Genomic DNA, 15,072 nt, shown 5'->3' on the forward strand with positions numbered 1-15,072 from the left:
TGAATGTCTGCGCCGCTCATTTAGCGAGAGCATCGACATTTGCAATTCTAACTAGACGAACCGGGCTGAACGGCGATTGAATGGATCGCACTAATAGAAAAGAAGCGCGCAACAATCGTTCAGCAAGCGGTAAGGTGAGCGCAGGCTACCGCGTGTCGGTCACCAAGTGTGGAAAAAGGTGTGTCTGTACCCTTTGTGTTCCGCTGTGGCCATGGCGAAACCGCGCCCCAGCACCTACATCTGACCAACAGAACTTCTTTCCGAAAACAACAACTAGAAACGGGCTTTCGCTTTGAGCGACGAAACCGACATTATCGACCCTGCATCCCCTGCCCCCGCAGACGGATATGACCGCATCGACATCGTCGATGAAATGAAGACCAGCTATCTCGATTACGCGATGAGCGTGATCGTCAGCCGCGCGCTTCCCGATGTGCGCGACGGCTTGAAACCGGTTCACCGCCGCATCCTTTATGCGTCCAAGCTTGGCAATTTTGTCGCCGGACGGCCTTACGTGAAGAGCGCGAAGATCGTCGGCGACGTGATGGGTGATTTTCACCCTCACGGCGACGGCGCAATCTACGATGCGCTCGCTCGCTTGACGCAGCCATGGTCGATGCGTGTGCCGCTGGTCGACGGTCAGGGGAACTTCGGCTCTCCCGATCCCGATCCGCCCGCCTCGATGCGCTACACAGAGGCGCGGCTTGCGCGTGTGTCGGACACGCTGCTCGACGACCTCGATAAGGACACTGTCGATTTCGTCGACAATTACGATGGCCGAAAGCAAGAGCCTTCGGTGCTCCCAGCGCGCTTCCCCAACCTGCTGGTCAACGGCGCAGGGGGTATCGCTGTCGGCATGGCTACCAATGTGCCCCCGCACAATCTGGGCGAAGTGATTGACGGTTGCCTGGCCTTCATGGAAAACCCGGCGATCACGTCGGAAGAGCTGATTGAATACATCCCCGGACCCGACTTCCCCACCGCTCCGCTGATCCTCGGCACGAGCGGCGCGAAAGCTGCTTACACGACCGGGCGCGGTTCAATCCTGATGCGTTGCCGTCACGAGATCGAGCCGCTGCGCGGCGACCGCGAAAGCATCGTCTTCACCTCGATCCCATACCAAGTCGGCCGTGCTGGCCTGGTCGAGAAGATCGCTGAGGCCGCCAAGGACAAGCGGATCGAAGGCATTTCCGACATCCGCGACGAGAGCAACCGCGACGGCACGCGCATCGTCATCGACCTTAAGCGTGATGCCACCGCCGAAGTCGTGCTCAATCAGATCTGGCGGCACACGCCAGCGCAATCGGGGTTCCCGGCCAACATGCTCGCCATTCGTGGCGGACGGCCCGAAACGCTCATGCTGCGTGACTTCATCCAGGCCTTCATCTCCTTCCGCGAAGAAGTCATCACGCGCCGCACCAAATTCGAGCTCAACAAGGCCCGTGAACGCGCGCACATCTTGCTCGGCCTCGTGGTCGCGGTGTCGAACCTCGACGAAGTGGTCGCGATCATTCGCGGCGCACCCAACCCGGCCACCGCTCGTGAGCGCCTGCTCACCAAGGAATGGCCGATCGGCGACATCGCCCAGTATATCCGACTGGTCGAAGCGATCGAGCCGAGCGCGGATCAGGAGGGCGGCACCTACCGGCTTTCGACCCGCCAGGTGAAAGCCATTCTCGACCTGCGCCTCCACCGTCTTACCGCGTTGGGCCGCGATGAGATTGGTGATGAGCTGAAGGAGCTCGCCGAGAAGATCGAGGAATTCCTCGCCATCCTCGCCGACCGCGTGAAGCTTTACGAGGTCATGCGCGAGGAGCTCGAAGAAATTCGCGCGACCTATGCGACGCCGCGTATTTCGGAAATCGCACCCGCATGGGACGGCCTCGACGACGAAGACCTGATTGAGCGCGACGACATGGTCGTGACGGTTACGCTCGACGGCTACATCAAGCGCACCCCGCTCTCGACCTTCCGCGCGCAAAATCGCGGCGGCAAGGGCCGCGCAGGGATGAGTACGAAGGACGAGGACGCCATCGCCGAGATGTTCGTCACCTCGACGCACAATCCGGTGCTGTTCTTCTCGACCGCTGGTAAAGTCTATCGCCTGAAGGTCTGGAAGCTGCCCGAAGGTGGCCCGACAACGCGCGGTCGTCCGATCATCAACCTGCTGCCCGCTCTCGACACGGATGAAACGATCCGGACCGTACTGCCTCTACCTGAGGACGAGGATGAATGGGGCGCGCTTTCGGTCGTGTTTGCCACGGCCAAGGGCAATGTGCGTCGCAATTCAATGGACGCTTTCACCAACATTCCGTCAAACGGCAAGTTCGCGATGAAATTCGACGATGAGAGCGAAGACCGCCTGATCGGCGTTCGACTCGTTGCACCTAGCGACGATGTCATGCTCGCATCCAAGTCTGGCAAGGCGATACGCTTCGCGGCCGAGGACGTTCGTGAATTCACCTCCCGCACTTCGACCGGAGTCCGCGGCATGAAACTCGCCGACGGAGACGAAGTCGTTTCGCTCTCTACCTTGGGCGCAACCGGCACCACCCCCGAAGAGCGCGAGCAATACATCAAGTTTGCACCATGGAAGGGTGAGAAAGAGGGCGATCCAGACCTTACGCCTGAACGCTATGATGCGCTCAAGGAGAAGGAGCAGTTCATCCTCACCGTTTGCGCCAATGGCTACGGCAAGGTTTCAAGCTCTTACGAATACCGCAAGACCGGACGCGGCGGTCAGGGCGTGGTCAACATCGACAATATCGACCGCAACGGCTCAGTCGTCGCGAGTTTCGTCGTCCAAACAGGCGAGCAGCTCATGCTCGTCACCGATCAGGCAAAACTAATCCGCATCGGGCTCGAATCCCTGCGAGTAATGGGTCGCAACACCGCCGGCGTTCGTCTGTTCACTGTCGGCAAGAACGAGCATGTTGTCAGCGCGGTCAAGATCGACGAGACCGAGGAACCCGAGAACGAGGCCGAGGAAGCCATTGTCGAGGAGATGGTCGAACGTCGCGGTGGGGGCGACGAGACCACGCCTGACACCACGGTCCATTCCGACGACAATCTAGGCGAAGACCCGCCCGAGTAAGCACCGCTGTGAAACTTGCCATACCCGACCTCTTCAGTATGTTTGGAAAACAGACTTTGGGAGAGGTCGGGAATGCATATCGAACCATCAGGTGCGGCCTGCGGGGCGCGGGTCAGCGGCATCGACTTGTCAGTCGCGCTAGAGGATGCGGACATTTCTGCCATTCGGTCTGCGTGGCTTGAGCACAAGGTTCTCGCATTTGCCGATCAGCAGATGGACGACGATGCGCTGGAGCGGTTCACCTTAGCAATGGGTGGGTTTGGCGAAGATCCGTTCTTCGATCCAATTGACGGTCACGAACACATTGCCGCGATCAAGCGCGAAGCGGACGAGACGTCGACACTCTTTGCCGAAAACTGGCACAGCGACTGGAGCTTTCTGCGCAAACCACCATCCGGCACTTGCTTGATGGCAGTCGAAATTCCTCCCATCGGAGGAGACACTCTTTTCTCGGATCAGGTTGCTGCATTCGCTGCGCTTCCTGACAAGCGCAAGGACGAGCTTCGCGCAATGACTGCGGTCCATTCGGCTAGCCGCGGCTACGCGCCCGATGGGTTGTATGGCGACAACGACAAGGGACGCTCAATGTCGATCCGCCCCGGCGAAGCTGCCCTCGCCCGGCAATCACACCCGCTCGTAAAACTGCACCCCGAAACTGGCGAAGAAGCGCTCTTCTGCTCGATCAGCTATACGGTAGGGATCGAGGGCATGGACGACATGGACGCCTTCCAACTCATCATAGAATTGCACCAGTGGTGCGAGCAGGACCGCTTCGTCTATCGCCACAAGTGGCAACCCGGCATGCTGGTCATCTGGGATAATCGAAGCGTCAATCACAAGGCGACCGGTGGCTACGAAGGCCACAGGCGCGAATTGCACCGTTCAACAATTGCCGCAGTCTAGGCGCTCTATCTGACGGGATGCTCGCCGCGCAGGGTCTGCACGACCCCAGTTGCGATCATCAGTTGGCCTGCGAAATAGAGCGGCCAGATAAGCGTATCGGGCAACGGGGCCAGGTTGAATGCGCCTTCGCGGCTGAAGATCAGCCAATCGCTCAACACGAAAAGCACAGCGCCAAGACCCACGCGATAACGAGGGAAACGGCTCATCCAAGCGCTTGCTGCCATCACGCCAAGGATCGCTGCGTAAGCCGCGATATCTGCTCTCGAGCTCAGCAGATAGGAGACGGCTGGAACGCCGATCAGCAATGCGATTGCGAGCAGGCGCTGACTCGGTGCCGTCTGATCACGGCGGTTTCGCAGGTAAAGAACAGTCGCAGCCAGATGTGATGCCGCAAACAGCGCCCCACCAATTTCGAACCACAATTCCAGGGCCATATCAGCCGCTGCGGAAAGGACGAGGGTAATGGTAAGGATCGTCCCGTCCAGGCCTGGCGCGCGGCGCCACGCGTAGATAGCGAGGAACCCGACCGCCGAACCTTTCAGAAGTATCAACCAGATACCGCCGATCGGGTTGTTCCAGAGGAAGTAGTAAGCCAGCGCCGCGATCACGCCTACAAGCAGCCAGGGACGATGGTTCACCAATGCGCGCTTCGACATCGTGTGCTCCCTTCCCCCTTTGCGGCCTTGAAGGTGAGCTAGCACAGGGCTACCTCGCGTGACCATGACCAAGACCACTTCGAATTATGATGTCCACATTATCGGCGGCGGGCTCGCCGGGAGCGAGGCCGCGTGGCAGCTTGCTCGCCGCGGCGTAAAAGTGCGCCTGTCCGAAATGCGCGGCAGCGGGGAGATGACCCCTGCACACCAGACCGATGGCCTGGCTGAGCTGGTATGCTCAAATTCCTTCCGCTCGGACGATGATACCAAGAACGCTGTCGGGCTGCTCCACCACGAAATGCGTGAGCTCGACTCCATCGTCATGCGCGCCGGTGAATTCGCTCGTGTTCCTGCTGGGAGCGCAATGGCAGTGGACCGCGATGTGTTCAGCGCCGAGGTTGAGAAAACACTCAGCGAGCACCCGAATGTCGAAATCGTGCGCGAGCGCGTCGACACTTTGCCCGACGCGGGGCTGACGATTGTCGCCACCGGTCCTCTAACCGCGCAGTCGCTTGCACAAAGCATCGTGGGAGCAACCGGCGAAGAACGCCTTGCCTTCTTCGACGCGATCGCACCGATCGTCCACCGCGACAGCATCGACATGTCGAAATGCTGGATCCAGTCTCGCTGGAACAAGCGGACCGAGGCATCGAATGAAGATGGCGATTACATCAACTGCCCGATGACGAAAGAGCAGTACCTCGCCTTTCACAAGGGCTTGGTCGAAGGTGAAAAGACCGAGTTCAAAGAATGGGAAAAGGACACCCCCTATTTCGACGGCTGTATGCCAATCGAAGTCATGGCCGCTCGCGGGGTCGAAACCTTACGCTATGGTCCAATGAAAGGTGTCGGGCTCGATAACCCTTACGATACTACGGAAGAGCATCCGCAGGGCCGTTGGCCATACGCGGTGGTCCAGCTGCGTCAGGACAACAAGCTTGGCACGCTGTGGAACATGGTCGGCTTTCAGACCAAGCTCAAATATGGCGCACAGGTTGAACTGTTCCGCACCATTCCGGGTCTTGAGAATGCCGAATTTGCGCGGCTTGGCGGGCTTCATCGGAACACTTTCCTGAACTCACCTCGGGTTTTGGATCGTCAACTGCGCCTTCGCGCTGCACCGCATATCCGGTTCGCCGGGCAGGTCACTGGCTGCGAGGGGTATGTTGAAAGCGCGGCTATTGGTCTTGTCTCGGGAATGATGACGGCAGCCGAACTGTCTGGCCGTGATTGGCGCCCATTGCCCCCTTCGACCGCGCTGGGGGCGCTTCTCAGCCACATTACTGGCGATGCAGATGCAGACACATTCCAGCCAATGAATGTCAATTTCGGCCTCTTCCCGCCTCTTCACGAGGTCAAGAAGAAGCAGAGGAAGGAAGCGTACACCTCACGCGCCAAGGTCGACCTGCGCGAATGGCTAGATGCGAGCGAAGAAGCCGTTCCAGCCTAGCAATTGCACGACGCTCTTCGCGGTCTGCGCCGAGGAGCGGAGGTTGCGAATTCGGCCTGCGTGAGTTCCAGGTCTTTGTTCTCGTCCATCTTCTCAAACCGCTCGGACGTCGTCACGGCCCATTCCTCGAAAGTGAGCAGGTTATTGCCGTCGACATCGAGCGCGCGAAATGCATCGCTGCGACTTGAGAGCATTTCCTGCCGCGTAATGATCCGATCACGGTTTCGGTCGTAACGGAAAAAGCGCCTCTCTTCGCGGGTGAGTTCGCTCGCTTCGGGAGGTGCGGGACCAACCATGTCGCCCGGATCGCTTTCGGGTAGCTCGTTCGGATCTATCTCTACGAGCTCCTCAGGCTCCGGCGGAGGCGGCGCATAAAGCTCAACTTGGGCACGGCCCTGCCACCAGAACACCCCGACCCCTGCAAGGATCAGCCCGACGAAAACCCCGATTACTGTCTGACGCATGTCATTTCCCGCGACCCATAAGTGTCGGGAGGATAACACATATTCATCACCCGAGCATAGCAGCTCTTATGGCGGTGAGCGCAGCGCCTCGACCTTCCATGAGTGGGCGTCCACCCTTGCGAACCGAACGTTCTGCCAAGGCTGAAAGGATACGTAGCCCTTTTAGCGATCTGGGATAGCTCGCACGATCCCGCAATTGCGCAGTTGCTTGCTGAAGCAGGATCTCCCGCTCTTCCGAACTGCTGATGTTCACCGCCGCATCTGCCAATGCCCAGCGGATCATGCCCCGCCCCACCGCGTGCGATTGTTCGGCGTTGGAGCTTACCATCTCTGCAAGGGCCTCGGCAGGCCGTGCGCGATTGGTCGCAAATTCCAGCGCTGCCGCAGCGTCAAGATTTTCTGCGAGCATGATCTCCCAAGCATCGACAAGAGCGGACAGGGCAGCTTCATGCCCGGCCCAGTGATCGCCAATCCCATCCAAAACAGCATCACCTTGCGGACGCTCTTCGAAAGGTTTGGCCAGCATATCACGCCACCAGGCTAGCCGCATTTGTCCGAGCATGGGCTCATTCGTGGCCGCTACAATGCGGGCAAGGCGCGCATCTAGTTCAAGAAACACGGTTAACGGTCGGCGCATCGCTGCCGCGGTATAAGCGATCGCAAGCTGCGCTTCATCTGGCAGGTTTTCGGTCGATGGAGAGGTCATTTGCGGCGCTGCTAGGCGCAGTTTTTCGAGGATTGTCAAGCACCGGGAACCACCCGCCCGCGGTCACCGATATGGGTTAAACCTCCGCACGAGAATTAGGGCTTCGTTTACCACGCCGCTTTGGAAATCGATTACCACCAATGCGCTAAACCTTCGGGAAGATATCAGAAATCCCGCACTATTCCCGTGCTCGATTGACCTGAAGGACGCGCAACCTATGGGCCAGTATACACAAACCCACCCCACCCTCTTCCGCCGGTTGGCGAAAGATGTCACGGCGAATACGATCGTTATATCAGCGGCTTCGCTGGTGCCATTGATGGCAATGGTCGGTGGCGGCGTCGATGCTAGCCGCTACTACATGGCGGAAACGCGACTCCAGGCTGCATGTGATGCCGGTGCGCTCGCCGCGCGCCGTTCCATGGCCGATGACAACTTCAGCCGCGCCGACAGGATCACCGGCGAGAAATTCTTCGATGAGAACTATCCCGACGGTACGTTCGGCCTCGAAGACCTTGAACGCAGCTTCACAGCCACTCAATCAGGGCAAGTGAACGGCGAAGCCTCGGGAACTTTGCCGACTGCGATCATGGCTCCCTTTGGGTACGATGAGTTTTCACTCTCGGTGACATGCGAGGCGGACGTCAACATCTCGAACACCGACGTGTTGTTCGTGGTCGACGTTACCGGTTCGATGAATTGTGCTCCCGACAACCCCGGCGGCGGTAGCTGCGGCAACACCGAAGATCCAGGCGCAAAGATCAAAGGCCTGCGTAGTGCAGTGCTGAAGTTCTACGATACGGTCGAAACTTCGACCTCGCCGAGCGCTCAGGTTCGCTATGGTATGGTGCCCTATGCGTCGAACGTGAATGTCGGCGCTGCACTGATGGCTACCGAACCGGCTTGGATGGCGCAGACTCACACCTATCAGTCGCGCGAAGCCAACTTCGAGACGACGGCTGAATGGGGCAACGAACGCGTCGAGATCGTGCGCTTCGAAGATTACGATTACGACGACGAGGAATATCTCGGCGTCATCATCGATGGTACTCAGTATGGACTGAGTTCGTCTCAGTGTGCCGCATTGCAGCCCGACGACATCGAATTCGACGTGCGAAGCGACCTTGGTACACACGAAGGCCAAAGCGGTCAGTCGGTCAACGGCGACGAGCGGCGTACCCGCTACCGCGACGGTAATGAAATCCTCTGGCGCCTTCGGGGTGGTCGCGGATACCGTTCTTCGGACGGTCGCTGCCGCTATGGCTGGTTGGTCTATGAATCGCGCGGCGACGTGTTCTTCGACATCGTTGAGGAAAGGACCGGCGAATCCGAGACGTTCCAGAACTGGACCTACAAGCCCGTCACCTACAACCTTGCATCGCTCTACGATGACAACGTGATCAGCCTTCCGATTGGAAGCAATGGAAGCAACACCAACGTCACCTGGGATGGTTGCATCGAAGAGGCCAACACCGTGGCCACCGACACCTTCGATCCGTTCCCCCAGGACGCACACGATCTCAAGATCAACCTGACGCCTTCCAACGTGAACGAGTACTGGAAGCCGGTTCTTCGCAACGCCACCTGGAAGCGTGAAGACAGCAGCGGGAATGTGCTCGGCCACATCACACAGACGGGCAACGAAAACCGTCCCGGATACAGCTGCCCAGCAGCAGCCTTCAAACTGACCGACATTTCTCGGACTGATCTGGAGACTTACGTCGACGGGCTCACACCGCGCAGCAATACCTATCATGACTTCGGCATGATCTGGGGTGCACGTTTCATCTCGCCCAACGGGATCTTCGCTGCTTCGAACGCAACGGCTCCGAACGGCGATGCGATCTCGCGTCACATTGTCTTCATGACCGACGGTCTGCTTGTGCCGAACCAGGAAATCTACTCGATGTACGGCATCGAGTGGTGGGATCGCCGCATCACGAACGATGGCTCTGGCGGCCAGGCTCGCGATCGTCACGCGACGCGTTTCCAGGTTGCCTGCCGCGCTGCTCGCCAAGAGAACATCTCGGTCTGGGTGATCGCCTTTGGTACCACCCTCACCCAGAACCTGATCGACTGCGCAACGCCGGGCCGTGCCTTCCAGGCCAATGACACGGCAGCGCTCGAAACCCGCTTTGAACAGATCGCGCAGGAAATCGCTGCACTGAGGCTCACCCAATGATCCGCAGCAAATTCACACGACACCTGCGTGATGATCAGACAGGTGCGACGCTGACCGAGTTCGGGCTCGTCGCACCGATCCTGATCCTCATGATCATGGGTATCTTCGACCTCGCGCATACGCAGTACACGACGTCGCTCGTTAACGGAGCGCTTCAGAAAGCAGGCCGAGACCTGACGCTCGAGACGGCAGGCAGCCAGGAGAGCACGATTGACGGCTATGTGATCTCCCAGATCAGCAACGTTGTACCTTCGACCGCCACGATCGAACTCAACAAGCTGTCGCACTTCGACTTCGAAGATATCGGTGAAGAAGAAGAGTACGACGACATCAACCTCAACGGCGTTTGCGACAACAACGAGGTCTTCATCGATGCGAACCGCAACGGTCAGTGGGATGCTGATCGCGGTGAGGAAGGTATCGGCGGCGCCCGCGATGCAGTTCTTTACACTGCCATTGTGACCTATCCGCGCGTCTTTCCGATGTATGGCCTCGCTGGCCTCTCGCAGGAAGTGCAGGTCACCGCCTCCACCGTGCTGCGCAACCAGCCCTACGACCAACAAGACACCAGTGTAGAATCCGGGAATTGCCTGTGATGACAAAGAACCCTGTGAAACCCGCCAAGACCTTCGCGAACCGCATGCGCTCTTTGTGGAAGGACAATTCGGCTGTCGCGATGGTCGAGTTTGCCTTCACCGCTCCGCTCGTTCTGGGTCTCGGCATGATGGGTACCGAAACCGCATACTTCACCATCACGCATATGCAGGTCAGCCAGATCGCTATGCAGGTGGCTGATAACGCCTCGCGCGTCGGTGAGAACGACGTGCTCGTTGCGCGCAAGGTGTTTGAGGATGACATCAACGGCACGCTTGTCGGCGCCGAGAAGCTGGGTGCGCGCTACTCGATTTACGAGAACGGCCGGATCATCATCTCGAGCCTTCAGGACAATGAGCTGAACGACGGCAACAGCCCGAATGGTCAGACCATCCGCTGGCAACGCTGTCGCGGCGCGAAAGTGATCGATTCGCAGTATGGCGAGGAAGGCGTTGGCGCTGACGACAACAGCTTCCCCGGCATGGGCGGCGGTCCGCGTCGCAACGAAAAGATCAAGGCCGAATCCGGCACTGCAGTGATTTTCGTTGAGGTGTATTACACCTACGAGTCTGTGACGCCGTTCGAGATGTTCGACGGAACGGAGCTCGAGTACACGGCTGCGTTCAATGTCCGCGACAAGCGCGACATCAGCCAAATCTACAATCGGGAAGACGACCCCGCGCCGGTTGCTCGTTGCAACGTCTATTCGGCTAACCGCCCAAGCTGAGGGTGAGAGGGCGCTTCTGGCGCCCTCCCCACATCACTTTTAAACGTAGCAAACCTTCTTGACCGCCTCGACTATGCGAGGCGCGTCAATCAGCGCGAGCTTTTCAAGGTTCGCGGCATAGGGAAGCGGCACGTCTTCGTTGCAGACCCGCAGGACCGGTGCGTCGAGATCGTCGAAGCCTTCCTCCATGCAGATCGAAATGATCTCGCTCGCGATGGAGCAGGTCGGCCAACCCTCTTCCGCAACAACCAGGCGGTTTGTCTTGGCGAGAGATTTGAGAACCGTCTCCTTGTCGAGCGGGCGCAATGTGCGAAGGTCGATCACTTCGGCATCGATCCCCTGCCCTGCCAGCTCTTCCGCTGCTTCCAAGGCGAGACCCACGCCAATCGAATAGGTGACGATAGTCGCGTCCTTGCCCTCGCGCACGATCCTCGCCTTGCCGATCGGCAGTACGTGGTCGTCAAGGTCGGGAACTTCGAATGAACGCCCGTAAACAAGCTCATTCTCGAGGAAGACAACCGGGTCCTCTGACCGGATCGCAGCCTTCATGAGGCCCTTGGCATCCGAGCTGTCATAGGGGGCAATCACGATCAGGCCCGGTACGCTCGCATACCACGGGCCGTAGTTTTGCGAGTGCTGCGCTGCGACGCGGCTTGCAGCGCCGTTCGGACCGCGGAACACGATCGGACAGCGCATCTGGCCGCCTGACATATAGTTCGTCTTGGCTGCCGAGTTCACGATGTGGTCGATTGCCTGCATCGCGAAGTTGAACGTCATGAATTCAACGATCGGCTTGAGGCCACCCATAGCGGCGCCCGAACCGATGCCGGCAAACCCGTACTCGGTGATCGGCGTGTCGATGACCCGCTTGGGACCGAACTCATCGAGGAGGCCCTGCGTTACCTTGTAGGCGCCCTGGTATTCGGCGACTTCCTCACCCATCACGAAGACGCGCTTATCAGCGCGCATTTCTTCAGCCATCGCATCGCGAAGAGCCTCGCGCACGGTGGTCGAAGTGAAGCTCGTACCTTCCGGGATCTCCGGATCGCTTGGCGTTGCCTTAACCTCTGGCTTAGTTGCCACAGGAGGCGGAGTTGGCGCAGGTGCAGGTTCTTCTTTCGCCGCAGGCGCGGGAGCAGGCGATGCTTCTTCGCCCTCGCCTTCCATCTCGGCAATCACGGTGCCAACGGCGACGTTCTCGGTGCCTTCGGCTACGAGGATTTTGGCAAGCACACCCTCGTCGATGGCTTCGAATTCCATTGTTGCTTTGTCGGTTTCGATCTCGGCGATGATGTCACCGGGTTCAATCGTGTCGCCTTCGGATTTGAGCCATTTGGCGAGCGTGCCTTCTTCCATGGTCGGCGAAAGCGCTGGCATTTTGAGTTCGATAGCCATGGATCAATACTCCTCCACCAGAACATCGGTGTAGAGTTCGTCCGGGCCCGGTTCGGGTGAACTTTCCGCGAAATCAGCCGCTTCGGTCACGATCTTGCGAATATCCTTGTCGATAGCCTTGAGGTCTTCCTCGGCATGGCCGCCTTCGATCAGCGACTTTTTGAGCCGCTCGATCGGGTCATGGTGATCGCGTTGTTCCTGCACCTCTTCGCGCGTGCGATACTTGGCAGGGTCGGACATCGAGTGGCCGCGATAGCGATAAGTGTTGCATTCCATCAGCACCGGACCCTTGCCCTCGCGAACGTGCTTGAATGCGACCTCCGCAGCGGCGCGCACTTCGAGCACATCCATACCGTTCACTTCCATGCCCGGAATGCGGAATGCGGTGCCGCGGCGGTGGAAGCGGGTTTCAGCCGAGGAGCGCGAGGAGGCGGTACCCATCGCGTACTGGTTGTCCTCGACCACGAAAACGATGGGCAAATTCCAGAGGGCAGCCATGTTGAAGGTCTCGTAAACCTGGCCCTGGTTGGCTGCACCGTCACCGAAATAAGCAAGGCACAGACCGCCATCTTCATTGTATTGGTGAGCGAGCGCGAGGCCCCCGCCGAGTGCGACCTGCGCACCGACGATGCCGTGGCCGCCATAGAACTTATGCTCGGTCGAGAACATGTGCATCGACCCGCCCTTGCCCTTCGAAATGCCCGCTTCGCGGCCCGTAAGCTCGGCCATGATGACCTTGGGATCGATACCGTAAGCGAGCATGTGGCCGTGGTCACGGTAGCCGGTGATCACGCTGTCGCGGTCGTTGTCGAGCGCGGACTGAAGGCCAATCGCAACCGCTTCCTGACCGATATAAAGGTGGCAGAAACCGCCGATCAGGCCGAGGCCGTAAAGCTGGCCCGCCTTCTCCTCGAAACGGCGAATGAGGAGCATCTGGCGGTAGAATTCGAGCAATTGTTCGTCGCTCGCAGCGTAGCTCTTTGCCGCTTCGAATTCTTCCTGCAGCGAGTGGAGGATGAAGTCCGGATCGTCAGACGGAGCGAGCGTTTCGGGCGCTGCTGCTTTCTTTGCGGCAGGCTTTTTCGCGGCGGGTTTCTTGGCCAAGTGTGATCCCTTCCCTCACTTGCAGCGCGCTTCGCGTGAACCCACGGTGCGCGCCTCTGGTGTTGAAGGGCTGCTATAGGCATCGCAATTGGCCTTACGCAACGTAAGTCGACCCGAAGTACCTACAAATTACCGATGTGGTTAAACTAGCTCATTTGGCAAACCAAGAAGGCTGCGATCTGGCTATTCGTCTTCGAGCGTAATGACGATCTCGTCCGGGTGAATCACTCCCAGATCCTCACGCACCAACTCGCTCACCAGGTCAGGGTCAGCGCCCTCTGGATCAAGCAGTTCTACGCGGTTCTTCAGCGCGTCTCGCTTTTCCTTGAGCAGGGTGATGCGAACCTGACGCTGTTCGAGCACCTCGCCATTTTCCGCCCATGCGAGGAGACCGGTGGGACCAGCGATTGCGGAGACGGTCAGGACGACAAGCAGCACGAGCGCAAGGCCCTGCTTGATATGCTCCTGTGGTGGTCTGCGCATTATCCCAATCCCTCGATCCGCCGTCCACAGAATCATAGTTAACCACAGACCGCAAGAGAAATGCGCTCTAGGCCACTCAATTCACGAGAAAACGAGTCAGAATTGCCACGCATCAGTAAGATCGCTGATCAGTACGAGCGCGGCAGCCCCAAGACGTGTTCGGCGAGATAGGATAGGATCAGGTTCGTCGAGATTGGCGCCACCGTGTAAAGCCGCGCCTCGCGGAACTTGCGCTCGACGTCGTATTCCTCAGCGAAACCGAACCCGCCGAACGTCTGCACACACATGTCTGCCGCCGCCCAGCTGGCTTCGGATGCTAGGAGCTTTGCCATATTGGCTTCTGCCCCCGGATTACCGCCTTCGTCGTAAACCTGTGCCGCGTGATGCACCATGAGCTCTGCCGCGCGCATCTGGGCGTAACAACGCGCGATCGGGAATTGTACTCCCTGATTCTGCCCGATCGGGCGGGCAAACACGTTGCGGTCGCCCGCATAATTCTTGGCCTGCTCGATGAACCACTTGGCGTCGCCGATACATTCAGCAGCGATAAGAATGCGTTCGGCGTTCATGCCGGACAGGATGTAGCGGAAGCCCTTCCCTTCCTCGCCAACAAGCGAGCTGGCCGGAATACGCAGGTCATCGAAGAACACCTCGCACGAAGAGTGGTTCATCATGGTGCGGATCGGCTTGATGCTCATGCCGTTCTTGAGCGCTTCCTGCATGTCGACGAGAAAGATCGAGAGGCCATCGGTCTTCTTCTCGACCTGGTCACGCGGCGTCGTGCGAGCAAGGAGAAGCATGAGGTCGGAATGCTCGGCGCGGCTCGTCCATATCTTCTGACCGGATACGACATATTCATCGCCCTCGCGCACCGCACGGGTCTTTAAGCTGAGCGTATCGGTGCCGCTGGTGGGCTCGGAAACGCCGAAAGCCTGTAATCGCAAGTCTCCCCGCGCAATCTTCGGCAGGTACTCCGCTTTCTGATCGTCAGACCCGTATTTGAGCAGCGTGTTCATAATGTACATCTGCGCATGAGCGGACGATCCGTTGCACCCGGTTGCCTGGATTTCCTCCATGATGACGGCCGCCGCGTCGAGCGAAAGGCCGCTGCCGCCGAATTCCTCGGGGATGAGGGCAGCCAGAAAACCGGCCTGTGTGAGCGCGTCGACGAACTCGCCCGGATATTCGCGGGCAGCGTCCTTTGCGCGCCAGTACTCTCCCGGAAAGTCATCGCACAAAGCGCGCACGGCGCGGCGGATTTCAGCGAGTTCTTCGCTCTCGTTCGTCATCGGCATTGTCATGGCTGCATCCCTT

The 15,072-nt window shown here is 59.0% G+C and carries 13 protein-coding genes; 6 read left to right on the forward strand and 7 right to left on the reverse strand.

The features are described from left to right. Nucleotides 1–292: 292 nt before the first annotated feature. On the forward strand, nucleotides 293–3,094 hold the full coding sequence (gene gyrA, locus NAP1_RS05535; protein WP_007164257.1) for a DNA gyrase subunit A: 2,802 nt from the start codon (nucleotides 293–295) through the stop codon (nucleotides 3,092–3,094). A 72-nt stretch (nucleotides 3,095–3,166) separates the two neighbouring features. Continuing rightward, on the forward strand, nucleotides 3,167–3,997 hold the full coding sequence (locus NAP1_RS05540; protein ID WP_007164258.1) for a TauD/TfdA family dioxygenase: 831 nt from the start codon (nucleotides 3,167–3,169) through the stop codon (nucleotides 3,995–3,997). A gap of 5 nt (nucleotides 3,998–4,002) precedes the next feature. On the opposite strand, the gene NAP1_RS05545 is transcribed toward NAP1_RS05540, so the two are convergent. Further along, complete coding sequence (locus tag NAP1_RS05545) at nucleotides 4,003–4,653, reverse strand: lysoplasmalogenase (protein WP_007164259.1); 651 nt, start codon at nucleotides 4,651–4,653, stop codon at nucleotides 4,003–4,005. A 64-nt stretch (nucleotides 4,654–4,717) separates the two neighbouring features. Here NAP1_RS05545 and trmFO point away from each other — a divergent pair, with 64 nt between their 5' ends. Continuing rightward, nucleotides 4,718–6,103, forward strand: coding sequence for a methylenetetrahydrofolate--tRNA-(uracil(54)-C(5))-methyltransferase (FADH(2)-oxidizing) TrmFO (gene trmFO, locus NAP1_RS05550; RefSeq protein WP_007164260.1), 1,386 nt, complete (start codon nucleotides 4,718–4,720; stop codon nucleotides 6,101–6,103). On the opposite strand, the gene NAP1_RS05555 is transcribed toward trmFO, so the two are convergent. Together NAP1_RS05555 and NAP1_RS15840 are read right to left on the reverse strand one after the other, a co-directional pair. Beyond that, complete coding sequence (locus NAP1_RS05555; RefSeq protein ID WP_007164261.1) at nucleotides 6,100–6,567, reverse strand: hypothetical protein; 468 nt, start codon at nucleotides 6,565–6,567, stop codon at nucleotides 6,100–6,102. The genes trmFO and NAP1_RS05555 overlap by 4 nt on opposite strands. A 46-nt stretch (nucleotides 6,568–6,613) precedes the next feature. Continuing rightward, a complete protein-coding gene (locus tag NAP1_RS15840; protein ID WP_007164262.1) occupies nucleotides 6,614–7,273 on the reverse strand; it encodes a hypothetical protein in 660 nt (219 codons plus the stop codon). A 217-nt stretch (nucleotides 7,274–7,490) separates the two neighbouring features. Between NAP1_RS15840 and NAP1_RS05565 the strand changes: the two genes are divergently transcribed. The 3 genes from NAP1_RS05565 to NAP1_RS05575 are packed head-to-tail and all read left to right on the forward strand — an operon-like array spanning nucleotide 7,491 to nucleotide 10,776. Continuing rightward, on the forward strand, nucleotides 7,491–9,455 hold the full coding sequence (locus tag NAP1_RS05565; RefSeq protein ID WP_083776260.1) for a TadE/TadG family type IV pilus assembly protein: 1,965 nt from the start codon (nucleotides 7,491–7,493) through the stop codon (nucleotides 9,453–9,455). Then, nucleotides 9,452–10,051: a TadE/TadG family type IV pilus assembly protein gene (locus tag NAP1_RS05570; protein WP_007164264.1), complete on the forward strand. Its 600-nt coding sequence runs from the start codon at nucleotides 9,452–9,454 to the stop codon at nucleotides 10,049–10,051. The genes NAP1_RS05565 and NAP1_RS05570 overlap by 4 nt, the downstream gene beginning before the upstream one ends. Next, on the forward strand, nucleotides 10,051–10,776 hold the full coding sequence (locus tag NAP1_RS05575; RefSeq protein ID WP_007164265.1) for a TadE/TadG family type IV pilus assembly protein: 726 nt from the start codon (nucleotides 10,051–10,053) through the stop codon (nucleotides 10,774–10,776). Before NAP1_RS05570 ends, NAP1_RS05575 begins: the two co-directional genes overlap by 1 nt. Nucleotides 10,777–10,815: 39 nt before the next feature. Here NAP1_RS05575 and NAP1_RS05580 read toward each other — a convergent pair whose 3' ends face one another. The 4 genes from NAP1_RS05580 to NAP1_RS05595 all read right to left on the reverse strand — a co-directional run bounded on the left by NAP1_RS05580 (nucleotide 10,816) and on the right by NAP1_RS05595 (nucleotide 15,053). Further along, entirely contained in the window at nucleotides 10,816–12,171 is a 1,356-nt protein-coding gene (locus NAP1_RS05580) for a pyruvate dehydrogenase complex E1 component subunit beta (RefSeq protein WP_007164266.1), read from the reverse strand. Nucleotides 12,172–12,174: 3 nt separating this feature from the next. Beyond that, nucleotides 12,175–13,275, reverse strand: a complete 1,101-nt coding sequence (pdhA, locus tag NAP1_RS05585; RefSeq protein ID WP_007164267.1) for a pyruvate dehydrogenase (acetyl-transferring) E1 component subunit alpha — start codon at nucleotides 13,273–13,275, stop codon at nucleotides 12,175–12,177. Nucleotides 13,276–13,458: 183 nt separating this feature from the next. Beyond that, a complete protein-coding gene (locus NAP1_RS05590) occupies nucleotides 13,459–13,758 on the reverse strand; it encodes a septum formation initiator family protein (RefSeq protein WP_007164268.1) in 300 nt (99 codons plus the stop codon). A 128-nt stretch (nucleotides 13,759–13,886) separates the two neighbouring features. Beyond that, nucleotides 13,887–15,053 (reverse strand): acyl-CoA dehydrogenase family protein, encoded by a 1,167-nt coding sequence (locus NAP1_RS05595; protein WP_007164269.1) that lies wholly within the window; start codon nucleotides 15,051–15,053, stop codon nucleotides 13,887–13,889. Nucleotides 15,054–15,072 lie beyond the last annotated feature (19 nt).

Source organism: Erythrobacter sp. NAP1 (assembly GCF_000152865.1).
Taxonomy (GTDB): Bacteria; Pseudomonadota; Alphaproteobacteria; order Sphingomonadales; family Sphingomonadaceae; genus Erythrobacter.